Genomic DNA, 25,819 nt, shown 5'->3' on the forward strand with positions numbered 1-25,819 from the left:
GAACCTCAGGCGCCACGCAGCGACAACGTGGCGCACAGGCCGCTCGGCGTATTCGGTGCCAGGCGCAGGTCACCGCCGTGCTGTTGAGCGACGCGATCGACGATCGGCAGTCCGAGGCCGCTGCCGCCGTGCTCCAGGCTGCGCACGAAAGGTTGTCGCACGCGATCGGCTTCCACGGGCGACAGACCCGGACCTCGGTCGCGCACCTCGATCGCCCAAGCGTCTTTAGCGCGAGTCAGATACAAACTGAATGGCGGTGCGCCGTGGCGTTCGGCATTGCCGATCAAGTTGCTCACGGCACGTAGCAGCGCCATTGGACGCCCTCGTAGCGGCGCTGCGTCCGGTAGTACGGTGTCCCATTCGCACTTCGCGGCGGTCACTGCGTTTCGGCAGATATCGACAAGGTCGACCGGTTCGTTGGTTTCGTCGCGACCGTCACGCGCATAGTCGATGAACTGCGTCAGGATCGCGTCTATCTCCTCGATGTCTCGGCCCATGCCGGCGCGCAGTTCTGGATCGGTGTCAGGTAGCAGCTCGAGTGCGTATTGCAGTCGTGTCAGCGGTGTACGCAGATCGTGAGAGATGCCGGCGAGCATCATGGAGCGATCCGCGGCCGCACTGCGAACTTCAGCGCTGGCGGCGGCCAGCGCCTGCGCGAGTTCCGTAACCTCGGAAGATGAGGGGGCGAGCGTGGGCGGAGGATCGCCGCGACTGATGCTAGGCGCGGCCTGCGCCAACTGACGAAGAGGAAGAACCATTCGACGTGCGTAGTAGGCCGCCGCCAGCCACACGAGCGGGACACTGCCGGCCAGAAGCAGTACCGAGAACCGGCGCACTTTCTTGCGATCTTTGGGGTATCCAAAGGAGACCCAGACGGGAGGCGCCGCGTCCAATGCGAGCCATATTCCGTCCGCGCCGTTGTAGTGGCCCACCTGTATGACGCGCGATGTTTCGGATCGCTGCTGAGCCTGATCAGTCAGCTCGCGCATGAATGGCGCCACGCGCCTTGTGAGCTGCTCCGGTGGCGTCTCGATGACCTGCAGCCCGGCGCCCCTTAGCGCTTCCAGCATCTGCGTACGCGGCTGGTGCCGACCCATTTCCTCGATTGCGCCGGCGAAGCCATCCATCGCCCGCAGTAACTGCGAGGCCGCGGGGCGCGTGACCAGCTCACGGCCGAGCAGTACGGCCAGGATGGCGGTGCCAATCAAGGTGAGCGCGATCACGAGGGCCAGCTGAGCAAACACTCCGCGCGGAGAAGAAATCATGGCACCTCTCCCGGCGGCACGTAGACGTAGCCCGTGCCCCATACAGTTTGAATCAGGCGCGGATTGCGCGGATCTTGCTCAATCAAGCGCCGCAGACGCGCAATCGTGACATCAATACTGCGCTCGAACGCGTCGTGTTCGCGGCCGCGTGCCAGGCTCATCAGTCTGTCTCGGCTGAGTGGCTGGCGCGGATGCCGCAGTAACGTTGCAAGCACGGCGAACTCGCTGGAAGTCAGCCGCAGCGGAGTCGCGCCGCGTGCCAGCTCGCGCGTGCCCAGGTTCAGTTTGAACTCGCCAAAAAGAATCTCTCCGCCTTCGGGTCGGGGGGCGCCGGAGACTGGGTGTGTCCGACGCAGCACTGCTTTGATGCGTGCCAACAGCTCGCGCGGATTGACCGGCTTTGGCAGGTAGTCATCGGCACCGATTTCCAGGCCGACAATACGATCGATCTCATCGCCTTTGGCGGTCAGCATGACGATCGGGGTGAGATCACCCTGGCCACGCAAGCGCCGACAGATCTGCAGTCCGTCTTCACCTGGCAGCATCAGGTCCAGCACGATGAGATCGTAGTGGCCACGGTCCAGAGCTTGCTGCATGTGGACGGCGTCGGCCGCTCCTTTGGCGTCGAAACCCTGCGATTGCAAGTAGCGCAGCAGCAGCTCGCGCAGCCGCGCATCGTCGTCGACCAGTAGGATCCGGGCGGTCACATCGTTCATGTAAATACTATCGCGGTTGCGCTCGGCTTCGGCAAATCGGCAGCGCGGTCAATTTGTAAACAAATGTTTCGACGGCCCGGATCTGTAACAACTGCTGGCAAAGCGGCGCTGTTGCGTCGAGCTGGAGAGCTTATCGTGTGCTCCTCCCGGCCCGGCCACCCCGTGGTGGCAAGCGGCGCTAGGGAAGACTGTAGCGACTGCTTTAAAAAGGAGTGCATCGATGTCCCCCTTCAAGCGTATTTGTGCAGCAATGCTTGCGATTGCCGCGATCGTCGTCAGCACTGGCACGGCGGCGGCGCAGGATCGAGAACGCCAACTGAGCAAGGAACAGCGCGCCCAGATCGAGCAACACCTCGCGGAAGTCCGGGCTCGGCTGCGTTTGACGCCCGAGCAGGAATCTCAACTGCAGCCCATCCTGCGTTCGAGCTTCGAAAAGCGCATCGCTGCGCTCGAAGCAAATGGATTCAGCCGGGGCGGACAGCGGCCGAGCCTGCAGCAGATGCGCTCTTTGCGCACCGAGCTGGCCAGGCTCCGAGAAGCGACCGAGGGCCAGGTGGCTGCCGTGCTCGACGAACGCCAGATGGCGGAGTTCAGGAAGATCCAGGATGAAATGCGCGAGCAAATGCGCACGCGTGCCAAAGAGCGAAGGCGATAAACGCTCTGGAGTGCCGCTCGTGATTGGGAAAACAAGAACGGGTCGAGCATGCGTGCTAGCCACTTTCGTGTTTGCATGCTGCTGCTCGCCGCCGCCCGCCCTTCTCGCAGCGGGCGAGGCGGGCGTGGCAGAGCGCAGCGACGGTGACTGGCTCGGCGATCTGCAAACCCTCAAAGCAGAGCTCGAAGCGAGCTATCCGAACCTGCTGTGGAAGGCCTCGTTCGAGAGCGACGTTGACCTGCCTGCGTCGGCGGCGGCCGCTGAGCGCGCGGTGCGCGAGGCGCGCACCGATCAACAGGCGTTCCAGGCCATCGCAACGCTCGTCGACGGAATTGGCGATGGCCATCTGTATATTGCCGACGCCGAGCACGTCGTGGAGCAGTTGCCGAGCGAGACAAGAGATCTCTTCGAGGATGCGGCATCCGCCTGTGCCTCGATCGGGTACAGCGACGTTGACGGGGACGCTTATTCGCTGCCATTCGAAACCGCGGGCCGCTTCGAGCTGATCCGTGGCACTCCGGCATCGGGTTTCAGGACTGGCATCGTCACCACCGCCGCGGGACAGAAGGTCGCTGTGCTGCGCATTGCGTCCTTCTTATCTGCAGAGTTCGTGTCGGCTTGCGAGGCAGCTTTCGCAACCGTCTCGATGTCCGCCAGTCATTCGGATTGGCCGCGCTGGTGTTCTGCGAATTGTGTGGCTCGGCTCAGAGAGCAGAGCATCGCCCTCGGCATCGCATGGTTGCGACGAGATCTGGAGGTGGCGTGGCGCCGCGGCGCGCGCACGCTGCTCATCGACCTTGGCCAGAATCCGGGCGGAGAGAGTTGGGCGTGGGATCTGGCGCAATCAATCGCGGGCAGGCGCCTGGAATCTCCGGCCCTGGGGGTCGTGGCGGACGGGCGGCTCGACCGATATCTTTCGGTCCGGGCCGACGAGCTTCAGGTCGCGGCACGAGATACGAGAAATGATCGAGCGACGCGCCAAGCCGCGCTCGTCGCACTCAACGCGCTACTGAAGATTCGCATCGATGTGACGAGCCGCAGGCCATGCGACTTGTCGTGGGTGTGGAAGGAGAGAAGAGAGTGGTCCGTCGCGGCCCTGTGGCAATGTGGCCGCGTCGCACGCGTGCCGCTCGCTGTGGACGGCGAACTGCTGCTCGATGGAACGGCGCTCGTCCCAGCGGGGAAAACATCGCGGCGACTGCCGATCGATGTCGAGGAGATTGGCTGGCGCGGTTCCTTGGTCATATTCGTGGACCGCGACAGCGTATCGGCGGCCGAGTTGTTCGCGGGATATCTTCAGGACGCCAATGCCGCGGTCGTCATCGGCGAGCGGACGCGCGGTGGCGGTTGCGGCTTTATCGGCTATCGCCGCTCGCCTATCGTCCTGCCGATGTCCGGTCTGCAGGTGGTCGCGCCCGATTGCATCATGCTCAGAACAGATGGGCGCAACAGTGCCGCGGGCGTCCGGCCTGACATTCCGATCTACAGCTCGTATCCGGAGAATCTTGCCTTGTTCGCCACTCGCATCGTCAAGGCGGCGGCGTTGCAGCCTTGAAGGTGCCATTGCTTGACGGCCGTCCGCACCAGCGCCGCGGATTTGCCCGTTGTTCTTGAATATCTTCGGCTGACATCGAATTGCTGGATCACCGATCGGCACGGCACAGAGCCTCTCTGGCCGCCATGTTGGAACTTTTCGGCGCAAAAGGAGCTTTAGCGATCATTAGATCGGGTACGAAAATACTACTCAGGGGCTCAGCGAACTAGCGCATGGCAGAGCAGTCTCCAAGCAATGCACACGATGCGCCCGAATTGAAGCGCATCTCCACCGGCAGCACCGGTCTCGACGACATTCTGGGCGGCGGATTCGACAGCAATCGTATGTACCTGTACGAGGGTCGGCCGGGAACCGGCAAGACCACGATCGCCCTGCAATTCCTGTTGGAAGGAGTGCGCCGGGGGGAACGGGCGCTGTACATCACCCTGTCGGAGACCAAGCAAGAGCTTGCGCTGGTAGCCAGGCGCCACGAGTGGTCGCTTGCCGGGCTCGACATTTTCGAGCTGGTGCCTCCGGAGATCACGCTGGATCCCGAACGGGAGCTGACGGTGCTGCATCCGTCCGAAGTGGATCTGAGCGAGACGACCAAGTTGATCTTCGATCGCGTGGCTGCCCTCAACCCGTCGCGAATCGTGATCGACAGCCTCTCGGAGCTGCGATTGCTGGCACAGAACCCGCTGCGTTATCGGCGTCAGGTGCTTGCACTCAAGCATTTCTTCGCTAGTCGGCAATGCACGGTCGTGCTGTTGGACGACCTGTCCTCGACGGAGAATGATCTGCAGCTGCATTCGATTTCGCACGGCGTCGTGCTGTTGGAGCAGCTCGCGATCGAGTACGGCGCGGAGCGGCGTCGTCTGCGCGTCATCAAAATGCGCGGTATCGAATTTCGTGGCGGCTTCCATGACTTCACTATCAAGAAAGGCGGGTTGGAGATCTTCCCGCGTCTGATCGCCGCGGAACATCATGCCAGGTTCTTTCACGGCTTCACCTCCAGCGGCAACGAAGAATTGGATCGTTTGCTGGGCGGCGGCCTGGAGCGGGGCACCAACGCATTGCTGATCGGCTCGGCCGGCGTGGGCAAGTCTTCGCTGGCGCTGTCGTACGTAATCGCAGCGGCGCAGCGCAATGAACATTCGGTTTTCTTTGCGTTCGATGAAGGCCGCGGCACGCTCGAGGCCAGGGCCAAGGCGATCGGACTGCCGTTGAGCGACGCCTTGGAGCGAGGCTTGATTCGCTTTCAACAAGTCGATCCGGCTGAGCTATCGCCCGGCGAATTCGCTGCAAACGTACGTAGAAGCGTCGAGGTGGATGGCGCGCGGCTGGTGGTGATCGACAGCCTGAATGGCTATTTGAATGCGATGCCGGACGGTCGCTTCCTGATCCTGCAGATGCATGAGCTGCTCACGTATCTCAATCAGCAGGGCGTGCTGACATTGCTGGTGCTGGCTCAGCATGGTCTGGTGGGGCCGATGGACACGCCGCTGGACATCAGCTATTTGAGCGACTCGGTGCTGATGCTGCGCTATTTCGAACACAGCGGCGTGGTCAGACGGGCTCTGTCGGTTGTCAAAAAACGCAGCGGCTACCACGAGCATACGATTCGAGAGTTTCGACTCTCGTCTCGGGGCATCAGTGTCGGCCCTCCGCTGGTGAGCTTCAGCGGGATATTCTCCGGCACACCGCAATTCACAGGCGATCCCAGTCCGTTGCTGCAGGCCGAAGAGCATGGAGGGGCCTGAGCCAGATGCCGCTCGCGTACTGATCGTTGCGCCGATAGGACGAGATGCGTCGGCTTCCGCGGAGCTTCTGACCCGGGCGGGGCTGCATGCTTGGGTGTGCCGCGACTTGCCGTGCCTGATGGATCACATCGAAGCAGATGTGTGCGCCGTCCTGATTGCGGAAGAGGCTGTGTTCGGCAAGGACACTTCGGCGCTAGCCGCGTGGATCGCGCATCAACCCGCGTGGTCCGACATGCCGTTCGTGGTGTTGACCAGCGATGTAGCGCACCCGGCGGTCGGGCGGTGGCGGCGAGAGCTGGTAGACATGTTGCACAACGTGTCGCTGCTCGAGCGGCCCGTGCAGGCAATCACTCTCACCAGTACGGTACAGGCCGCGGTCCGTGCCCGTTCCCGCCAATATCAATTGCGGGCCTTGCTGGAGGTCCAGGTCAGCGCAGCCCAGCGACTGGAGGATCTGGTCCGGGCGCGCACTGCAGAGCTGGAAGCTGCGAACGAAGCGCTGCGCACGCAAATGATCGAGCGCGAGCGCATAGAGGATTCGTTGCGACAGGCGCAAAAGATCGAAGCGTTGGGACAACTGACCGGTGGCGTCGCGCACGACTTCAACAATCTGCTGATGGTCATTCTCGGCGGTTTGGAAATGTTGGATCACACCGACCAGCGAGCCCGTCGGCAGATGCTCATGGACGGTATGCGACAAGCTGCGCAGCGAGGCGCGGCGCTCACCCGCCAGCTGTTGGCTTTCTCGCGTCGCCAGGCGCTCCAGCCTCAGCCGGTGAATCTGGCGCAGCAGATCGGCAGCATGCGCGAGCTGTTGGATCGCAGTTTGGGCGGTAACGTTCAGGTGCACGTCGACTTCGCTGCGGATCTCTGGGCGGTGCAAGTGGATCCGGGAGAACTGGAGCTGGTCGTGCTCAACCTGGCCGTCAATGCGCGCGACGCGATGCCGAGGGGCGGCGTCATCACCATACGAGCCCGGAATGTCGAGGAACGTGATGATGTACATCTGCGCGGCGACTATGTTCGATTGTCCGTCATGGATACCGGGACTGGCATGAGCGCCGAAGTGCAGGAACACGTGTTCGAGCCGTTTTTCACGACCAAGGAAGTCGGCAAGGGCTCGGGCCTCGGGCTGGCGCAGGTGTACGGCTTTGCGAGGCAATCTGGTGGCGCCGTCTACATCGAAAGCGAGGTCGGCAGAGGTACGACGGTCTCTTTGTTGCTGCCTCGTTCGACGGCAGGGCCAGCGAGCGACACGGCTGCAGTGGCCGACTTGCTCACGCAACGTCAGGCACACGAGCCGGCCGGTTCGGTCTTGTTGGTGGAAGACGACGACGAAGTGGCGTCGATGGTCAGCGAGATGCTCGATCAGCTCGGCTATGAAGTGACGCGCGTCGCCAGCGCATCGGCAGCGCTCGGCGCGTTGGCGAATGCCCGACGCATCGACGTGATTTTTTCGGACATCATGATGCCGGGCGAGATGGATGGAGTGGAGCTCGCCCGCGAAGTTCGTGAGCGCAGGCGAGACATCGCGGTACTCTTGACCAGCGGCTATGCGGAAGCTGCGACACCGCGGGCTGAAATAGCAGGCTTCGACGTGCTGCGCAAACCGTATTCTCTGCTCGATCTAGCGGCAGCACTGAAGATGACCCAGCGGAATACGGCTCGCAACTGAAGTGTATTCGCCTCCGATCGGCCCTCGGCATCGAGATCAGGGCAGCCGTTTGGCCCAGATGACCGAACCGTTGCTCTCCACGGAGACTCCACTGATTGCCCCCGCGGAATCGCGCACGAACTCCGCGGTGTCGCTGGTGGAGGAGATGATATAAACGGCATCGCTCTCGGGTCTCATCTTCAGCGGAGGTTGCGACCACTGCGGCGGCAGATCGACGATCAGTTCATTACCGTCGACTCGGATGCTCACCACGGTGCCAGGCTGCAGCTCATAGCGACCTGCTGCCGCCTGCAACGCAGCCGAGGAAGGCGCGAAGCCTTGGGGCGGCGCGCGACGCAGACTCCAGGTCTCCGCCTTCTCGTCGCGAAATTGCGTCCAGCGATCCTGGCGGCGCCAGGAGGCATCGAAAACTCCCGAGGCGACATGGGCAGCGTTCGGGTCCATGGTGCCCGGCGGCGGGCGACGACCGTCCTGAATCAACCAGTCGAACGTGGTGAGCGCATTTCCTCTTTCAAAGTGCACCAGCTGCGGACGCCAGAAATACATGCCCTCCGGCGAAGTCGGCAACACCAGATAAATATAGCGATCCGCAGCTAGCGGGCTCGGATACACCGCTTGCAGCACGGAGTCGCGGATCTTCCATTGCCTGCCGTCAACGGCAATGCCGTTGCGAGAGGCCGAGAACGGCAGCTTCCTCGCCAACCGTTTTGTCACAGCATTGGCATCGGCGGCGCCGAGCAGGATGAGTGAAAGAGTCCGCTCGTGCTCGGCGGTCAACTCCGTATCCTTGATGATTCGCAAAGGCTGCCGTTGCCAGGAGCGCCATTGATGCGCCAGTGAATCCGCCCCGGCTTGGATCATCTCGCGCATCCGCGAGTCCGTCGAAATCGTTCCGATGACCACGGCGAATGGCGTCTCGAGTACGGCGGGCAGCGGGCCTTCGAGGCCAGCGCGCTTGGCGAGTGTAGCGGGTGTGGAGCGAGTCCCGACCTCGGTTACGCCCGTGCCTGCGAACTCGTGCGTCTCGCCGTTCCAGATCACGCGCAGCTTCTGCGACGAGCCTCGCAGCGCTTGCGGAAGATCGAGCGTGAAAGCGGCGACGTTGGTGGAGTCGACCTTCACGACGCCGGGCTCCTGCACTTCCGCGGTGATGCGGGTGATTTCGGCAGGGCGCTGGAATGCCGCAACCTTCAGCCAATACGCGGAGGCAGCGTTGAGGTCGACGGAGCGCAGACGAACGATGCGTGGCTCCTGCTTGCGTCGATGGCTCAGCAGCCAATCGGCGATGAATGCTTGCTGGCGCAGGTCCTCATGACCCCATCCCGGCATTTCGTGATAGCGGATGTCATAGCCCCACCGCTGCAGCAGTCGCACCGCGTGCCGCGAGTTTTCTACGCTCACGGCGGCGTCGGCGTCGCCATGAATCACCAGCAGCGGGACATGCAGCAGGCTTTCGGCGTTTGCGAAGGAGCTGGCGTACTCGAGCGAATAGGCGGCGAGTGCACTTTGGGGCGATGGCGTCTGCGATGGGCCGGCAACGTTCGTGATTCGGAAGTCCCAGCCGCCGTACACCGGCGCGGCGGCGGCGAACACATCCGGGTGGCGCGAGGCGATCCTCCAGGTGCCGTGGCCGCCCATGGATTCTCCGGTGAGATAGACACGGTCGGGATCGACCGCAAAACGACGCTTTGCTTCCTCCATGCACTTCATGACGTCACGATCGCCGATGCCTGCATACTGCGCATTGCCGCGCCCGTGGGCGTCGATCCAGATCGTGCCGCGACTTTCGGCAATTCGGTGATGTCGCTGCTCGACGCTCCACCAATTGATGTAGTCGGGGTTGGCGGGGTTGTAGCCGTGCAGATAGACGATCAGCGGCCACGCTTTATGAGTCGAGTAGGCTGCGGGCAGGTAGGCGCGGCAATACTGTGTCGAGCCGTCGATTTCGTCCTTGTATGCGATCCGTACGAAGCCGCCCGAGCGAACACGTGCTGCGCGTCCTCGCGCTTCCTGCTGCAGCTCTTCGAACTCCATGAGAGCCGCGTGGACCAAGGGCCATGACGATGGCGTTGCGTTCTCGATCGAGCCGAGGCGGTCCTTGGCGAGCGCCGCGAGCATCTTCACATGATTCCCGGGCACATCGTCTTTGGCCGCAGCGGCGGCGTCGATCAGCTGGCGAAGGCCGTCGCGCACGTCTCCTTTGTACCAGGGAATGTATGTGACCTGCGGCTGTTGCCAGCGATCGGTCGTCGAGGCGCGGATCTCATATGGACCGTCGCGCCACGAGCTGGTATCGAACTCGGCGACTACGCCGCGGTTGGCAGACTTGTTCGATATCACGCTACCGTCGGCACCGATGATATCCAACGCTACTGGCGCGCGATCGGGCTCAACTGAAGTGTGTGTTCGAATCGTCAGCACATGGCCCTTGTCGGAGTCGATCGAAGGCGTGATTTCTTCGATGCGCGGCAAGGCGGTGCCAGGCTCGATGACGCGCAGGGCGATTCGCGAATGGCCGGGTCGAGTCTCGTGAAGTCGCAGTACCAGCTGATTGTTGCCTCGGCGCAGTTCGACTGGGATCCGCTGCGAGTCTGGGGCAAAGGGTTGGTCGGACGCTCGGGAATGAATCTGCTTGCCATTGAGCCAGGCGACATAGCCGCGCTCGCTTCCGATCGACAGATCGGCCGGACCGTCGCGATCACTATGCAGCGAGGCGGCAGCAAACACGAATCGATCGACCGGCGCTTCGCCTGGTTCGGGCTCGCGCGACGGCGTAACGCTTACGTCCAAGACATCGGAGAACGCGACGATGTCGCGCCACTGGAGGTCCGGAATGTTCGCAATGAGCTGGGCGCCAGGTGCGGGGACGAGGGTTGCCGGGTCGATGGTGCTCGCCAAGGCTGCATCGACGGGGCGAGTTGCAAGCCACTGCCGATGAAACCGCGTCGAGCCGCGGCTCCAGAGGTCCCGCAATGCAGGTTCGAACGAGGATTCCGTTCCTGGATCGGAGGCGACGCTAGTACTGGCTATGACGCAAAAGGCGAGGGCACAGAGCAGCAGCGCCCGTGCCGGGGATCTCGATGGTCGCATTCAATTGCCTCGTTTACCGGATCCCTCACGGGGGACTGCGTGGGGTTTGGACGCGCGTTGTCGACTGAAGGTTGCATTGGCCATCGCGGGCAGTCGCGGATGTTTACATAAATTCCCCGTGAAATGTTTGTCGATCAGGTAGCTGTTTGCCGCGTAATGATTTTTCAACGCTGGCATTGAAGTTGCTACAGCTGTCGCGCCTATCACTGGAAAGGAGCGATCAATGACCAACGGATCTTGGATTGCTATGAGCGCAGTCGCTGCACTCCTGACGACTTCAGCAGCGAGCGCTGGATTGATCACCATCGACGCGGATCCCTATGCCCCAGGCACCGATGTCAGCACTGTTTTCGCCGGCGTGACTCTCTCTCATCTCACATTCACCGTGGCCGGCATGCAGGCCAGCCCGGTGTATTCCGCAGGTTGCTCAGGTACGCCGGACTGTGCTGCGCTCGGGGCGGCCTCATTCGGTTGGCTGCAGGCCAATGGCACAATTACCAAGGCCTGGTATTCGAGGGACAGCGCGATGGGCAACTGTGTGAGGCAGAACTATCCGTACTGCTACAACAGCAGCCCGGCTCAGCAGTTGCTGTCAGTTTCCTTGGACACCGCCACCGATTTCATCCAGTTCGATTCCACTTATCACAACGACTTTCCCTGGGTCTGGGCGTACGATGCGGCGGGCAACCTGCTGGCAGTGACGAAACAAGTAACCTACCTCCAGGTGAACGGGTCGGGCGGCCCAGGGTATGGCCATCAAAGGGTGACCGTCACTTCCCCGCTCAGCAATATCGCCCGCATCGTGATTGCGGGTAACGGCGGTTATTCGTCCGTCAACAGCATCACCTACAGCGCACCTTAGCCGCAAACTCTGCTGCGATTCGATCGGCGTGCTGGGGCACCGGCACTCCGATCGATCTTGCAGGGCGGACTTCTTTCCCTACGGACGGGCTTCCAAAACCACGTTGAACGGCGTCTGCGTTGCCCGTCGGAGGGTCGAGAAGCCTCCCTGCCCGACGATGATCTCACGCAATTTACGTTCGCCCGCCTGTGCGCCTAAGGCAGGTCCCTTCTTGGCCAGCGACACTGGCACGCAGATGAGCGAGGAGGCACCGTAGTAAACCCTGCCGACCGGATTGAGATTATCTGCAACGTGATCGCCGGCGAGGGGCTCAACGATCATGCAGTGTCCATCATCCTTCAGCGCACGTCGGGCATGCATCGCAGTCCCCGCCGGGTCGGCCATGTCGTGTAGCGCATCGAAGAATGCGATCAGATCGAATTGTGTTCCGGTGTAGGAAGTCGCATCGGCAACTTCGAACATGGCGTTGGAAACTCCTGCGTCCTTGGCGCGCTCGCGTGCTATCGCGACGGAGGGCTCGTGATAGTCGATCCCCACGAACTGCGAGGCCGGATACGCCTTCGCCATCAGAATGGTGCTGGCACCGTGCCCGCAGCCGATATCAGCGATGCGGGCGCCTTGCTGCAGCTTCTCGACGGCGCCATCCAGCGACGGCAGCCAGGAAGAGATGAGGTTGGCGTTGTAGCCGGCGCGAAAGAATCGCTCCGTGCCATGAAACAGGCAGGGATGGTGTTCGCCCCATTCCATCCCCTCGCCGCTGCGGAAGTTGTCCAGTGCGCGCGATTGCACGTGAAAGAGGTCCTGCACGATGGAGTAGGCGCCAGGAAGGTCGACGGGCCCCTCGGGATTGGCCAGGCACAATGCCTGTTCGTCGTTGAGAAAGTAGCGATCGGTATCGCTGTCGTATTCGACATAGCCGCCTGCTGCCTGATTGCCGAGCCACTCGCGTATGTAGCGCTCACTGGTTCCGGTTCGTTGCGCAAGCTGCGCCGATGTGAGCGGTGACTTTGCAAGCTGCTTATACAGCCCGAGCTCATCACCCATCAGCACAAGCACCGCGCTGATCGCGGCCCCGAGATCGCCGATGGATTTTCCAAGGAAGGCAGTGAGTCGTTCTTCATTGATGGACATGGCGGGTCCTCCATACGGATGCGACCAGAAACATGTCAGATCTTCATACTGTTCCGGGAGCGCGATGGCCACAGGCCCGCGGGCGACGATGAGTGCATGCCTGTCGCCGTCGAGTAGATCGATGACGGCGACCAGGCCTGGTGCGTGATTCCGACGCGGGGGAAGGCGGGTCGTAGACGGCTCAGCCTACGATATAAAAGTAGGCAATGGTCTCGCTGTCTCCATAAACATCGCACAGTCCGGTGCCGACGATGACGACATTGCGACCTGCCGTTTCTGCTGCCAACAGGCCGGCGGTTATCGAGCGGCCGCTGGGCGTCGTCGAGTCGACCGCGAAGCGGCCCGGATAGGTCGAGCAGCCAGGTGCGGTCGTGCGATTGCCGGTTGTCGATATGAGAACGGCGCCGCTGTTCATGAAATGCATGTCTCTGAGCTCGCCCTCATAGGCGGTGCTCGACCAGGCGGGGAAGGAGAGCGCCGAGGCCAGGCTGAGAAAGATCATCTTGATCGGTGTTTTCATGGTGTCCTCGAAGTATCCAGAGGGCCTTACTGCTTGGGCCAGTTCTTGCAGTGACGAGTCTTGCAGCGTGTCGTGACCTTGGCGGGAGGCGCTTGAATGCCGCACGACTGGACGATGGCAGTGTGAACATCCGACAGGAGTTGCAGTGATGCGAGCTCTACTTCATCGCTCTCCCGGCCGATCCAACCAAAAGCCGTTCGCACGGTATGCGGCGGGCCTTCTACCACCAGGATGCTCATCACCGCGGGGCCGCGCTTCACCTGAAACTCAGTCGCCCCCGGGCGCTCCGGCAGGCGATCGAATCTCTCGGCGGTACCCAAGAGGCGCCCAGCAGCATCGACGCATGCCGGATCGATTCGCTCCGGTGATTCCACTGCGATCTCGGCCGAAGTGACGTTGTCGCAGCCCGGCAGTGCGAAGGACCACAGCAGTACGATCCCGATGCACGCACTCTTGTTCACGATGTTCAGCGGCGCGCTCCTGGCTCAGGGAAACTGGGGTGGCACCAATTGTTCCAACTGCTGCAACGTGTTTCCATGATTGCAGGTTCGACCCTGCATCAATGCGTTGCGCAGCAGGTATCGATCGGCCACGAGCTCCGCCTCCTGTTCCAGATTGTGCTGCCAGAACGTCTTGTTGGGGTCCAGCGGCGAGTAGCAGTAATTCCCCAGCGAGATGATGCGCAGCGCCAGCATGCAGCCGTTCGTCACGCGACAGCCTCGATTGCGATTCTGGTAGACATGAAACATCTCGTGCACGATGAGGGACCGATCGTATCGAATCGGCACGGTCGCCGCTGAGAAGTCCGGCTGCCAGGCAACGCCCGTGGCCCGGCCGACATAGATGTGACCATTGGGTGCCATCAGATAGCCCTGAATGCCAAGGAAGCCGCCATTACAGATGCGAACGCGGTCAATGTTACGGATATTCATGCCGTTGGCGAGAGCAAGATTGCTCTTCTCACCGCTGGTCAAGAGACGGCAGCGCGAGGAGTTGGTGGTGAGCGCGCCCGCGAGCGCGGTCAATTCGGACAGGATCTCAAAACCGCGGGCCTTGGGCAGCTCCGGATCGGTCGAGGATTCATGTTCACGCGTGCCGCCATCGCGAAGCACGCCTTGCATGATTTCTACGCCGAGCGTTTGCTCGATGACATTTGCGATCACCGTTGCAGCCGAGGACTGAGCGACGACGGAGGTGTCCTGCAACGTCGGATCGAATGCATCCGCGAGAGTTCTGGCCGCCTGGCTGGTGAACGTCGTCTGATACTCCAGCACGTTGTAGCGGACCGTTGCCCAAATGATCCAGCCGTACGCGGGGTCGTAGTTGCACAAAGCGCCGGTGCACACGTCGGGCACCGTCTGCTGATCGAACATGTTGCCTGTAATTGGCAAGCCGTTGATCAAGAAGCCAAGCAGTGCGAGCTGATGAAGCGCATACCAACCCGTCTCGACCACCTGCTGGATCTGGGCCGGGGCAAAGGTCCAGTTATGAACATCATTCAAGAACTGCTGCACGGAGGCCGTCACCGTGGTGAGGGCCAGAGGCGGCGCGAAGCGCTGCGGATTGCCATACACAATCAGCGGATCACTGCTGGGAATGCCGGAGATCAGGACGTCAAGAATGCCGTCCATATTGCTGTCCACCGTCTCGGCAAAGATGTTTGCCGCGACTGGCCACTGCAAAAGCGCACTGCGCTGAGCGCCGGTGAGCGAGGAGACGATCTGGAAGGTGTTGTTGGCCTGCCGCTGCAACACGAAGGGGGCGACATCCGTCGGTAGCGGCACCGGAAAGAATAGATCATCCAACGCGATCATCGTTTGATCGGGTTTGGGCTTCAGAAACAAGTCCTGCAACCCGTCGCCGTTGATATCGCCCGTGGCGACGGAGTATTTGTGATCGAACCCGGCGGCTTCGGCGTTCAAGGGGGCGATGATCCAGCACAGAACGAGCAGGCATGCTGATGTGCGTTTGTTCATGGTCGCAACTCATTCCTTGTATGTGACGCCCATTACCGCATTGACACGCACGGGGGCAGCCACTGAGTCGGTCGGCCCACTGGTCTTTTCATAGTCATGAAGGCCGTTCGAGAACATGGCTTGTGCCGTAGGCGAAGTACGCAGCTGATACTCGAAGAGCTCATCGGCGCTCAGAGTCTGCCGCCCGACGATGACGACGAGCACGGCGTTGACGGCCAGAGAGATCAAAAGTGCGAGTTTCACTCAAGTTCTCCAGGCTAGGCCAAAGTGCGCATCAATAACCATCTAAGGTCAGTTCACCGACCGTGCACGTGGCATCTGAGAGGTACACCGAGATCCGCATGCCCGTAGTAAAAGCCACCAGCAGATCTGCCTTCATCCGGTTGAGGCCGGGATGGTCGGGATAGATCGAGGCGTAGACGGCCCCGTAACCACTTTGAGAGGTGCAGCCCGTAAGATCGGGCGAGAGTCGCACGTTCACGCCGCCGTTTGCGGTGTTGACGATTCGCACGACGGTTGAAGACACAGTCCAGCCGGGGCCTTGTGCGGTCGCCGGCGACATCGTGGCGAAGGTGGCGGCCAGCAATGTCAGGCCGGCGATTCTGGATGTCCGTTTCATGGAATGACCTCGCTTCTGACGGGAGTCGATCGTTTACAGCGGTGCCTGGGTGCTATGGCACTCGCAAGAATCCGAATGACCCTCTGTGCTCGAGGGCGGCGGGTCGCTCAGTGCTTACGCTTGCGACGCTTTGAATGATGACGGTCGGGGAAGGAGATCGGCGGGCGAAGTGGCGCGAAACCATAGTTCCTACCATCCTTGGTGATCGAACGAATGCCGAGCCTCCGCAACTGCTCGCCTGTTGTCGTCGTGACTTCTCAGTGAGCAAAACCATTTTTGAGTTTGTGAGTTATTGCTGTCAAGCGCCGTCGGGATGATACATTTTGATTCAGGGTTTGGATGAATGGTCCTTTTCAGTGGAAGTGATCGCGTAATCGAAGCGCGCGAAAAGCGGCCGGTATGACCGACCGCTCTTATGGGCGCCCGTGCGTTGCCGTTACAAGATATTGATCGAGGTGCTCAGAGTGTTGTAGGGCGAGTTCGTCGAGGTGTTCTGATACTGGAACAAGTTGTCCTGCCAGCCATCGAGATTGTAGTAACGATACCAGCCGACGACGATGCCGCCGACGGGGCAGGGCGACACGTAGTAGTTCCCGGAAATGCAGATCGCGTCGTTCTGGTAGTTGGCCGATAGTGGCAGCAAAGAGCCGGCCATCCAGGCGAGCGGGTTGTTGCCATAGCCGATTTCCTGCACGACCACGCGAAGCTGCGCGCCGCCATGGTCACCCACGGTGGACATCTGTCCGATCGTTGTCATGTATTCCCAGCCGCCGTACTGGGTCGAGCCGACCGCGTAAACCAGCTCGCGGGTGAGCGGCGGCGCCGGCGCTCGCGCCACTACTTTGGCTGCTGCAGTCAGTCCTTCGGCTGGAACTTTTGCCAACGGGCCGCCCAGGGTGAGTTCGACCGGGAAGGTCGTGATGACGGGTTGAACGGACGCTTCGAGTTTCTGTGCTTGCACGACGGAAACCGTCGAGCTCGCCAGCAGAACGCCGGCGAGAGTGAAGAATCCTTTGCTCATGGTGACATTTCATCCTGAAATGCAGCCGGTTGCTGCGGGTCTGAGTATAGGCATGAGATAACGAGTCGTGTCCAATCGTTGGTAACGCCGTGGTGTTGACTTCTCCTCGGGCAAGCAGACCGGGGAAATCCTGATTTCATCCTTCACAGTCCCAAGGCCGTTGACAGTGTCTCGTTACGACGCGAGCATTGCCATCGGGCACGCAGGGCGCGTCATTTGCAGCGGCGTGCATCGAGACACAGGGAATGGCGTCGCAACTCCCATTCTCGTCAAGCTCGTTAGCAAATCAACGCGATCGTTGAATGTTCGAAGATTTCTTGGAAGGGAGTTCATATGCGCACGTTTCACAGGCTCACATCTTTGCGATCGTTCTTTGTCGGTGCTCTTTTGTTGGGTGCTTCGGTCTCAGCCAATGCGGTCACACACTGCCAGGGCCGAGTGACCCGCATCTTTGCGGACGCCTCTTTGCACGTATGGTTCGATAACGGGCTGAACTGGGCAAAAGTCCCCACGTTCGGGTCCGATGCAGCGTCGGTGCAGAGCCAGGCTACGGTAAAGAGCATTCAGGCCACCATAATGGCTGCCATGGCGATGGATCGGTCGGTTACCGTGAGGTTCTTTGCCGATGGGGTTTCCTGCACAGGGGATCAAACCGGGCAACAGGTATGGGGCGTTTATCTGAATTCCACATGATGAGGTGGTCGCCCATGCCGATGGTGGCATTGCGCTGATTGGTCCGGGCGGTGGGCTTCGGCTCACCGTTCGCCTGCGCTTTTCCGGGCAAGGTTGTGCTCGTGGCACAATGGCGTCGTTAGGCATTCAACAGGGATAAGAAGAACACATGGGGTGGGCTACAGCGTACATTGCGAAGTTGAGGGCCGGGGAGACGGTGTCGTTCAGGCCTCGAGGGGGATCAATGACCGGAAAGATCGAATCCGGTCAGCTCTGCACCGTCGAGCCGGTCCGGGACGTAGCTGCTCTGGAAGTTGGAGACATTGTTCTGTGCAAGGTCAGCGGCAACGAGTACCTGCACCTCATCAAAGCGATCCAGGGTCATCGGTTTCAGATAGGGAACAATCGCGGCTTCATCAACGGTTGGATCGGTTCAAATGCGATCTATGGTCGTTGCATCAAGGTGGAGCCGTGAGCGTGCCAAACGCGTTTCAGCACTGACTACAACCAGGGCTATTGAAAAAGACAACGACTGGCTTCCGGGCGCCGCGGAGCCATCCCTTCGACACATGCTCGAAGAGCTGGCGAATCACGGCAGCACCCCCGAACGGTAGCCCTCATTGGGATGTGCAGCTTAAGATGTGCGGTTACGTAAATGTCCTTCCTGGGGTCGCCGGAGATGATTACTCTCGTCGCAACATCGGTCTGGTATTTCTCGCAAGGTGACGAGGACAGCTTTTTCTCGTGGCTCAAATCCATTCAATGTGTATCAGGCGTGCACGGTGCCGGCAGGGATCTCTTCATAGAGATAAGCACGACCAACGTGTCCAATGCCGACCTTATCGAACTCATTGCGTTGTTTTACAGATACGACGTGGATATGCGCCAACTGCGGCAAATGTTGACGGAGCAGAATGCTGCCTGGTTTCGAGATCAGGAGAAGTTTTGGCACGATAAGGTCTTTGGTTCAGCGTGAGGCCGATGTGGGTAGACGCATTGTCAAAGCTGCCTTCAATCGTATACGTGCTACGAATTGGCCGGATCAGCGCTCGCGCGCGAGTAGGTTGAGACAATCCCCACCTGTTCTGCGTAAACAACCGGGATCACAGAAAGTGGAGCAGGGTGGGTGGATCGTGCCGAGGGTGCTCGGCGGAAATGACGTCATCAGGGTTGCACCCGGCACAAGGGAGTCCTTGCCGTCGATAGTCGGTTCCAAGCCATTGGTGGGTAGAGTCGAAGGCTGATTCCATCTGCATCCCAAAACCGCCGCGGAGGGCTACTGGGACGAGCCAGACTCTAATGACATCAGATTCACCGAGAACTACGCAAAGGTACCAGGCGTGGTTAAGACACACAGTGGCGATAACTATATAAGTGCTTGAGAACAGCCATGACCAGATCCTTTCACGTCATCCAACGCGCGGCGCGTGCGGCTCACAATCGCGATCGCAGGAGCGGGACATGCCCGGAAGTGATCCTGTCACGCAACGAGCGGCAGCAGCAGTCCAGGAGTACATCGTCAAGTCGAAGCACTGGGAAAAGAACCGCTTTGAGGTGCCGTTCAATCGGAAGGAAGGTACAGCGCTGGTATTTTGGGTTCTTTATGCGGACGACGATGCTAGTACGGCCCCAGGCGGGGGAGAGTCGCTCGTAGTGTACTTCGACCCGGTCAGCAATAGAGTCGTGAAGGAATTGGGCTTTCAATAGCACCAGAGGTGGCCGTACTGTTCCGCCCGACACGCATCCATCTCATTGCGACAGCTGCCGAGCTGCTGCTTCCCGGCGGTGCTCGATCTGTCCTCTCTGGGTCGCTGTTGCTGAAACATCAGCTGTTGATCTTGAATCGGTCGCGGGTCAGGGCGCCGAATCTGCGAGCCATCGACTTGGGCACTACGCCGCATCTACGCGCGCACCGCGAGGCGAAGAAATTGCGTGCATTCGCTTTTGAACGAGTTGATATCACTGGGTGATGCGCAGGGAAAACCTGAATCCGCGCTACTGGGGTTCTCGACCGGTTGACAGATCTACGCTTGATGACTCAATGTTGCGACACACGAACAAATCGCGCGAAGACGCATGGACGCAACCAACACTAATCAATGTACTAGGGACGGCGAACGGGGCGGCCCCGTTGACATGATCCTGCGCACGCGGCTGCGCCCGGGAATAGGATTTCTCTTCCACGCTCCCGTCGCGCCTTCGGCTCAATTCAAAACCATGAGTTCGGCATTGATCGCCTGTCCGATCGGGCGTTGGTCGGTGCCGAGCTGTCATCGCGTGCGCGGTATTCCTCAATGAATATGACTCAGTCAAAGCGCCGGTAACGAGCGCTCGTTTCGATCGACTCCAACGGCACGCTGTGCTGTTGATCGGGGAGGGTGGATGAAATCGATGAGATTGATGGCAGCTATCGTAGTCGCTTTGAGCTGCACAAAGGCGGCTCATGCCGACCAAACCGTCAAGCTGTAGTCGCCGAGGGATAAAAGAATGTTGAAAGGAAGTTGGGCAGTTCTTGTTGCCGGTCTGTGCTTCATTGTCTCGGCACATGCGGCTGAGACCGCGACCTACACATACGACGTTTTTGGGCGCCTGAGGAAGGTGCAGGTGTCGGGTGGCCCCGCAAACGCGGTTCAGCGCACGTTCGACTATGACGCGACGGACAACCGCACACAGATTCAGGTATCGGGCTCATCCAATAATCAGACGATCAGCATCTCCCCAACGGGTGCCGTCGCCAATACAACCACTGCCGGCGTCAATCTTGGTGTCAGCATCACTGGGGCGCGGTCGCCAAGCGGGGTGGTGACGTTTACCGAGAACGGAGTGTTCCTCGGCTCCGCCGTCGTTGCCGATGGGCAAGCCAGAGTGTTTCTGGAGGGTTTCTCCCTCGGCGTCCACACGATTACTGCCAGCTATTCCGGCGACGGTGTGAATTCACCTTTTTCACACACGTTCACGATCAAGGTGCAGAACCTCAGTTGGTTGCCAGCAGTGCTCGAGATCTTGTTATCCAACTAGGTAAGTGCCTTCGGTTGGGTCTGCCGGTACAGCACGAGAAGAATTAGAGAGAGGATAGTCATGGATGCGGTGATCCCCAGAAATCAGCTCTGCGGGTATGTGGCTTTGATCCTGTGCGCGCTGGGATGCACAGCTGCGTCGGCGCAGGAGTTGACGATTCCGCCAATTCGTCAGCTCGTCGATGAGAACGGCATTGATCTAATGTCGGGCAGCTTCAATATGACGCAAACGGATATCGACATTGGCCCAGCGGATGCGAACCTGGCGTATACGCGTTACGGGTTTAATGGGACTCGTGCCAACACGGACATTTTCCTCCATCCCGACTTCAACACGTCTCCAGGCCTTCACTATTCCACTGTGGTCGTGGGGAATTCCACAGAGTATTTCGATGTGACCGGTACGACCGTTACCGCTCGGAATGGCATGGGCAGTACGCTGGTCTTCGATACGCCAAGCCAAAACTACATCTATACACGGCGAGATGGCACCGTCATTCGCTTTCCTGCCCTGACGGCCAACGAAGATTATCGAGGACTGCGTGCCCTTTCCATAGAGAGGCCAGACGGGACGTTGACAGAGTTCAGTAACAAAAAGTGGACTGCGACGTACGGTACGCACTCAAGGGTGCAATCGGTCACTAGCAACGCGGGCTATCAGCTCAAGCTCGAGTATGGCGATTCGGTTCGCACCACATCGCCAACGAAGATCTACGTTCTCAACCGGACCGAGGCGTACTGCGATCCGGCTGCGGACACCTGCGCCGCCACCGCGGGAGTGCCGTTCGCTCAGATCGCGGAGACGCAATCGCAGCAGGTTACCCCGTGGGGCACCCTCATGGTCACTTCGGTGACCGCCAGCGATGCTGCGGGTCGTCAGACCCGTTGGAGCTGGCCTGGCCCGGGATACAGCGTGAAATCCAAGGCTTCGACGGTGGACGACCTTACCGTAACCCCCCAATTCGACTGCTGCTGGCCGATTGAGGAGACGGTCAGGGGCCTGACGGTCGTTCGCCGAGGCTTGACCTGGGACTATAAGGTCGGGAGTAACTTGACCACGAGCTTTTGGGCGAAGGTCACGGATCCTGCGGGCAACACCCGGGAGGTGATAACGGACCTGACGAAGATGCAGGTGGAGAGCGATCGCGATGCGCTTGGCAATTACACTTTGTACCAGTACGACTCGTTCGGACGGCGCACGCGGATTACCTATCCCGAAGGTAACTACATTCAGATCACGTACGACGACCGTGGCAACATCACCGAAACGCGCCGTGTCGCGAAGCCAGGCAGTGCGTTACCCGATATCGTCGAGACGGCCAGCTACCCGGAGACCTGCTCGAACCCAAAAACCTGTAACCAACCGACGTCGACGACGGATGCATGGGGCAAAGTCACTGACTACACCTATGACGACGCCCATGGCGGTGTACTGACGGTCACGGCGCCAGCACCCTACAGCGGCGCGGTGCGTCCGCAGACACGCTATCACTACACGGCTCTGCATGCCTGGTACAAGAACAGCGCAGGAACGCTTGTCCAGGCGTCGACGCCGATCTACAAACTCACTCGCATATCTGCGTGCCGGACTACGGCGTCGTGTGTCGGTACAGCGGACGAAGTGAGAACGACTTTTGAGTACCAAACTGGTTCTGCATCTACACCCAGTAACCTCCTGTTGACGTCGGTGACGCAGAGCTCCGGCGACGGGGCGCTTTCAGCGGCGACAACCTTTTCGTATGACAGCCGCGGCAATCGGCTGACTGTGGATGGGCCACTGGAGGGCACGGCAGACACGATCACAACCCGCTATGACATTTTGCGTCGGGTGGTGGGAGTCGTGGGGCCCGATCCGGATGCGGGCGGGGCATTGAAGCACCGCGTGATGCGCTACAGCTACAATGACGACGATAAACCAACCACCATCGACCGTGGCACGGTCGACGGTCTGAGTGAGCCGAACTGGTCTGCCTTGTCAGTGCTCGAACGGACGACTTTCGGCTACGACTCAGCAGGCCGGAAGGTCTCTGCGTCCATCGGCCTTGGTGGTTCCGTGTGGGCGCTTACGCAATTCAGCTACGACGCTGCGGGTCGGCTCGACTGTACTGCTCGTAGAATGAACCCCGCCACGTTTGGGACGCCGCCCGTATCAGCGTGCGGATTGGCTGCCGCGGGCGCCTTCGGAGCGGACCGAATCACGAAGACACTCTACGATGCCATGGGGCGGGTCTGGAAGATCCAAACAGGCTACGGCTCATCGACGCCACGGGATGAAACAACCACGACTTATACTGACAATGGCTTGATGTCGACCGTTACCGATGCGGGCGGCAACGTGACCACATACGAGTACGACCGCTACGATCTGTTGCACAAGGTGCTCTATCCGTCGGCCAGTTCAACCGCGGACTTCGAGCAATTTACGTACGATGCAGGCGGGAGGCTCATGAGCAAACGCCTGCGTGATGGGCAGTTTATTGGCTTCGTCTTCGATGATCTCGGCCGCCTGAAAACCCGCGATCTACCGGGCTCGGAACTGGATGTGTCCTACGGTTATGACAATCTTGGTCACACAACCTCCGTCGCCCAGTCCGGTCACACGTTGACATTCGGTTATGACGCACTGGGACGTCTGCTCACGCAGACGGGGCCGCAAGGTACGCTGACCTCTGAATACGACGACGCCGGCCGCCGGACCAAGCTCACCTGGCCGGATATGTTTCACGTCGAATACGGCTATCTCGTCACGGGAGAAATGACCGCTGTCCGGGAGTACGGAGCCACGTCCGGAATCGGGTTGCTGGCGACGTATACTTACGACAATCTCGGTCGACGGAAGACGCTGACTCGCGGTAACGGCACGACGACTGGGTATGACTTCGACGGTGCGTCCCGGCTGACCGAATTGACGCAGAATCTGGCGGGGACGGCTGCAGATCAGACGGTGGGAATGAGCTATACGCCCGCTAGCCAGATCAGCACGCGCACATCGAGCAACGATGCGTATTCATGGGCGGAGGATCAGAACCTGACGCGCAGCTACGCGGTGAACTCACTGAATCAGTACACCACGGTGGGTGGCGCGAGTCTTACGTACGACGCGCGTGGCAACCTCACAAATTCGGGTATGTATGGCTACAGCTCTGAGAACCTGCTGACGAGCGCGCCGGGAGGAGTGTCGCTGAGCTACGATCCGATGGCGCGTCTCTATCAGTCGTCATCGAGCGCAGGAGTTACTCGCTTTGCCTATGACGGCGATCGGCTCGTCGCCGAGTACAATGCAAGCAATCAACTCCTGCGTCGCTACGTCCATGGAGCAGCGGTCGATGAGCCTCTGGTTTGGTATGAAGGCAATGGGACAGCGACCCGGCGCTGGCTGCATGCGGATGAGCGCGGTTCGATTATCGCGATCAGCGACGCCAGTGGGGCACTGTTCGGGATCAATCGCTACGACGAGCACGGCATGCCGGCGTCTGACAATGTGGGGCGATTCCAGTTCACGGGACAGACGTGGATGCCCGAAGTGAAGCTCTACTACTTTAAGGCACGGTTCTACTCCGCTTCGCTCGGGCGGTTCCTGCAGACGGATCCGATTGGATATGCGGCGGGAATGAACCTGTACGCCTATGTCCGGGGTGATGTCATCAACATGCGCGACCCCACCGGACTGATGAATGAGGGTGTGATAGAACATGTGACCACAGAGGCTTCTCGGTGTGGCCTTGGCCTCTTTTGCACAAGCTACGATCCAACGGACTTTTTCATGGACTTTAGGGTCGCAGTCGATCAGTTCGTGGCGGAACTTGAGAGGGAGATGGAATCGAAGATCTCTGAGATCCCATGTCCAACGGCACCCACAGCTCCCCCTGGAGTCAATGTTGATGACAATATCGACATTGCGAAAGACTTCTCGTGGGTCAATCCGTTTGCTGACCTTGCACTCTACGAGAATGTACAAAACCACGGCGTCTGGGACTATAAGCGTCAAGGTCAAGGTGGGCAGTATGAAGATTTTGGCAATTTCAATTTTGGTGCAGTGACTGCCGCCATGGGAATGCCTTACTACATTGCTCAAAACGGCGCTGGCATTTATCAACAGCGGCGGGGAGCGGCGGATGCAGGCTCCGGTACACCTGTGGTCAAGTGGCCGTATGGCGATGATAGAAAGGATGCCCGGCAAATTCAGCGCGGCTACCAGTATGTTAAGAATGGTTGTAAGAGGTCATGAAGAGATCTATAGAGCTTATTGGGCTGGCTCTTTTAAGCCTTCTCACGGGTTGCGCTAACGGACCCAGCGAACCATCGAAAGGTACTGAGATAGCTAGCGTGGCTGCGCCGGATGGTTTTGCTCGTGCATTTGTCTTCGTTCCGGAATTGGCCGGAGGGCTGGGAGCTACAATTTCTCAGCCGTACCAAGTCTGGATGGAAAGCTTAAAGATCGGCACTGACAAGCAGTTGATGCTGGAAGCCGATAAGACAGATGGATTTCACTTGTCGTGGAACAGTGCAGGCCAACTCGTAGTCTGCTACGCCGATGCGCAAATCTATAAGTTCAGGAATCAGATGGTAATGGTTGTTGAATCATCGCCACAAATGCATGTTGTGGAAGTTCTTCTAAAGCGTGCCGACAAAATTGAGGATTGTCAGGTTCGGTAGATTGGAAACCGCAAACTCAGCAGCTACGTACGGTCGTAAGCTCCGACGCGCGGATCGTGTAGGTCACAGAGTGCGGCTGGTCCGTCCCGGGCTCCAGCGCCACGAAGGATCGCAACCGCACGGCTTATACCTATGACGGTTTCGATCGACTCAGTCGATTGAGTTTCCCGAAGCCGGCGCTCGGCGCGCAGCAGCAGAACATCTCTGACTACGAGCAGTACGGCTACGATGAGAATAGTAAGCGGTCAAGGGGATGTTCCAGGAGGGATGACCGACAGGGCTGCTAATGTTGGAGTACAACCGGTGACGACCTGATGAACGAGCATGTGCAAGGAATCCTGTTCGGTACACTGGCTGCTATGTTGCTTGCGCCGACAGGTGCGGCTATCTGGCGGGCGTTGTCGCCACCGACGAACTCACCGACGAATGCTCTGTCCGATGAGGCGTGGCGAAGAAATGATGGGATGGACTCCCCCTGGTCTTCGGCATCATTGTGCCAACTGATGTTGAGGGTCAGTACGCCAAGAGGAGTCCGCCATGCATGCTACAACCTGTGCTGTGGATCTCGCAAAGAACGTGTTCCAGCTGGCGTTTGCCGATGCGGATTGGAAGCCCTGTGGCACGCAGCGTCTGACACGAGCTCGGTTTTC

The 25,819-nt window shown here is 59.9% G+C and carries 22 protein-coding genes and 1 pseudogene; 13 read left to right on the top strand and 10 right to left on the bottom strand.

Features of this window, described 5'->3' with window-relative positions; genetic code table 11:
- Positions 1-5 precede the first annotated feature (5 nt).
- On the bottom strand, positions 6-1,265 hold the full coding sequence (locus D0550_RS25255; protein ID WP_161966044.1) for an ATP-binding protein: 1,260 nt from the start codon (positions 1,263-1,265) through the stop codon (positions 6-8).
- Positions 1,262-1,981 (bottom strand): osmolarity response regulator transcription factor OmpR, encoded by a 720-nt coding sequence (ompR, locus tag D0550_RS25260; RefSeq protein WP_116811978.1) that lies wholly within the window; start codon positions 1,979-1,981, stop codon positions 1,262-1,264. The genes D0550_RS25255 and ompR overlap by 4 nt, the downstream gene beginning before the upstream one ends.
- Before the next feature lie 220 nt (positions 1,982-2,201).
- On the opposite strand from ompR, the gene D0550_RS35025 reads away from it, so the two are divergent.
- The 4 genes from D0550_RS35025 to D0550_RS25280 all read left to right on the top strand — a co-directional run bounded on the left by D0550_RS35025 (position 2,202) and on the right by D0550_RS25280 (position 7,605).
- On the top strand, positions 2,202-2,636 hold the full coding sequence (locus D0550_RS35025) for a hypothetical protein (RefSeq protein ID WP_161966045.1): 435 nt from the start codon (positions 2,202-2,204) through the stop codon (positions 2,634-2,636).
- Positions 2,637-2,760: 124 nt separating this feature from the next.
- Positions 2,761-4,191: a S41 family peptidase gene (locus tag D0550_RS25270; protein WP_161966046.1), complete on the top strand. Its 1,431-nt coding sequence runs from the start codon at positions 2,761-2,763 to the stop codon at positions 4,189-4,191.
- A gap of 212 nt (positions 4,192-4,403) precedes the next feature.
- Positions 4,404-5,930, top strand: a complete 1,527-nt coding sequence (locus D0550_RS25275) for an ATPase domain-containing protein (protein WP_116811981.1) — start codon at positions 4,404-4,406, stop codon at positions 5,928-5,930.
- Positions 5,917-7,605 carry an ATP-binding protein gene (locus tag D0550_RS25280; protein WP_116811982.1) on the top strand — a complete coding sequence of 563 codons (1,689 nt, stop codon included), beginning with the start codon at positions 5,917-5,919 and terminating at the stop codon, positions 7,603-7,605. Before D0550_RS25275 ends, D0550_RS25280 begins: the two co-directional genes overlap by 14 nt.
- 36 nt (positions 7,606-7,641) lie before the next feature.
- Here the strand turns inward: D0550_RS25280 and D0550_RS25285 are convergent, their stop codons facing one another.
- Positions 7,642-10,503 carry a carboxylesterase family protein gene (locus D0550_RS25285; RefSeq protein WP_161966047.1) on the bottom strand — a complete coding sequence of 954 codons (2,862 nt, stop codon included), beginning with the start codon at positions 10,501-10,503 and terminating at the stop codon, positions 7,642-7,644.
- Positions 10,504-10,918: 415 nt separating this feature from the next.
- Between D0550_RS25285 and D0550_RS25290 the strand changes: the two genes are divergently transcribed.
- Positions 10,919-11,557 carry a hypothetical protein gene (locus D0550_RS25290; protein WP_153067339.1) on the top strand — a complete coding sequence of 213 codons (639 nt, stop codon included), beginning with the start codon at positions 10,919-10,921 and terminating at the stop codon, positions 11,555-11,557.
- 78 nt (positions 11,558-11,635) lie between these two features.
- On the opposite strand, the gene D0550_RS25295 is transcribed toward D0550_RS25290, so the two are convergent.
- The 7 genes from D0550_RS25295 to D0550_RS25325 all read right to left on the bottom strand — a co-directional run bounded on the left by D0550_RS25295 (position 11,636) and on the right by D0550_RS25325 (position 16,824).
- Positions 11,636-12,688: a class I SAM-dependent methyltransferase gene (locus tag D0550_RS25295; protein WP_116812001.1), complete on the bottom strand. Its 1,053-nt coding sequence runs from the start codon at positions 12,686-12,688 to the stop codon at positions 11,636-11,638.
- Between the two features lie 181 nt (positions 12,689-12,869).
- The gene (locus tag D0550_RS25300) at positions 12,870-13,208 is read right to left on the bottom strand and encodes a hypothetical protein (protein WP_116811985.1); all 339 of its coding nucleotides are present in this window, start codon (positions 13,206-13,208) and stop codon (positions 12,870-12,872) included.
- 26 nt (positions 13,209-13,234) lie between these two features.
- Complete coding sequence (locus tag D0550_RS25305) at positions 13,235-13,669, bottom strand: hypothetical protein (protein ID WP_116811986.1); 435 nt, start codon at positions 13,667-13,669, stop codon at positions 13,235-13,237.
- A 24-nt stretch (positions 13,670-13,693) separates the two neighbouring features.
- The gene (locus tag D0550_RS25310) at positions 13,694-15,184 is read right to left on the bottom strand and encodes an FG-GAP repeat protein (RefSeq protein WP_116811987.1); all 1,491 of its coding nucleotides are present in this window, start codon (positions 15,182-15,184) and stop codon (positions 13,694-13,696) included.
- 9 nt (positions 15,185-15,193) lie between these two features.
- The gene (locus D0550_RS25315) at positions 15,194-15,427 is read right to left on the bottom strand and encodes a hypothetical protein (RefSeq protein WP_116811988.1); all 234 of its coding nucleotides are present in this window, start codon (positions 15,425-15,427) and stop codon (positions 15,194-15,196) included.
- 31 nt (positions 15,428-15,458) lie between these two features.
- Positions 15,459-15,803 (bottom strand): hypothetical protein, encoded by a 345-nt coding sequence (locus D0550_RS25320; protein ID WP_116811989.1) that lies wholly within the window; start codon positions 15,801-15,803, stop codon positions 15,459-15,461.
- Positions 15,804-16,239: 436 nt separating this feature from the next.
- Complete coding sequence (locus D0550_RS25325; protein WP_116811990.1) at positions 16,240-16,824, bottom strand: YolA family protein; 585 nt, start codon at positions 16,822-16,824, stop codon at positions 16,240-16,242.
- Positions 16,825-17,157: 333 nt separating this feature from the next.
- Between D0550_RS25325 and D0550_RS35635 the strand changes: the two genes are divergently transcribed.
- The 8 genes and pseudogenes from D0550_RS35635 to D0550_RS37205 all read left to right on the top strand — a co-directional run.
- Complete coding sequence (locus D0550_RS35635) at positions 17,158-17,517, top strand: hypothetical protein (RefSeq protein ID WP_116811991.1); 360 nt, start codon at positions 17,158-17,160, stop codon at positions 17,515-17,517.
- A gap of 223 nt (positions 17,518-17,740) precedes the next feature.
- Positions 17,741-17,971 (top strand): hypothetical protein, encoded by a 231-nt coding sequence (locus tag D0550_RS25335; protein WP_206606531.1) that lies wholly within the window; start codon positions 17,741-17,743, stop codon positions 17,969-17,971.
- Positions 17,972-18,151: 180 nt separating this feature from the next.
- Positions 18,152-18,472 carry a hypothetical protein gene (locus tag D0550_RS25340; RefSeq protein WP_116811993.1) on the top strand — a complete coding sequence of 107 codons (321 nt, stop codon included), beginning with the start codon at positions 18,152-18,154 and terminating at the stop codon, positions 18,470-18,472.
- A gap of 485 nt (positions 18,473-18,957) precedes the next feature.
- Complete coding sequence (locus D0550_RS25345; RefSeq protein WP_116811994.1) at positions 18,958-19,203, top strand: hypothetical protein; 246 nt, start codon at positions 18,958-18,960, stop codon at positions 19,201-19,203.
- A 780-nt stretch (positions 19,204-19,983) separates the two neighbouring features.
- Positions 19,984-20,514: an Ig-like domain-containing protein gene (locus D0550_RS25355; RefSeq protein WP_116811996.1), complete on the top strand. Its 531-nt coding sequence runs from the start codon at positions 19,984-19,986 to the stop codon at positions 20,512-20,514.
- Between the two features lie 60 nt (positions 20,515-20,574).
- A complete protein-coding gene (locus tag D0550_RS25360) occupies positions 20,575-24,741 on the top strand; it encodes an RHS repeat-associated core domain-containing protein (protein ID WP_116811997.1) in 4,167 nt (1,388 codons plus the stop codon).
- A complete protein-coding gene (locus D0550_RS34720) occupies positions 24,738-25,169 on the top strand; it encodes a hypothetical protein (RefSeq protein WP_153067340.1) in 432 nt (143 codons plus the stop codon). Before D0550_RS25360 ends, D0550_RS34720 begins: the two co-directional genes overlap by 4 nt.
- A 537-nt stretch (positions 25,170-25,706) precedes the next feature.
- Positions 25,707-25,819: pseudogene (locus D0550_RS37205) on the top strand (IS110 family transposase); the annotation flags it as partial.

This window comes from Steroidobacter cummioxidans, from assembly GCF_003104955.1.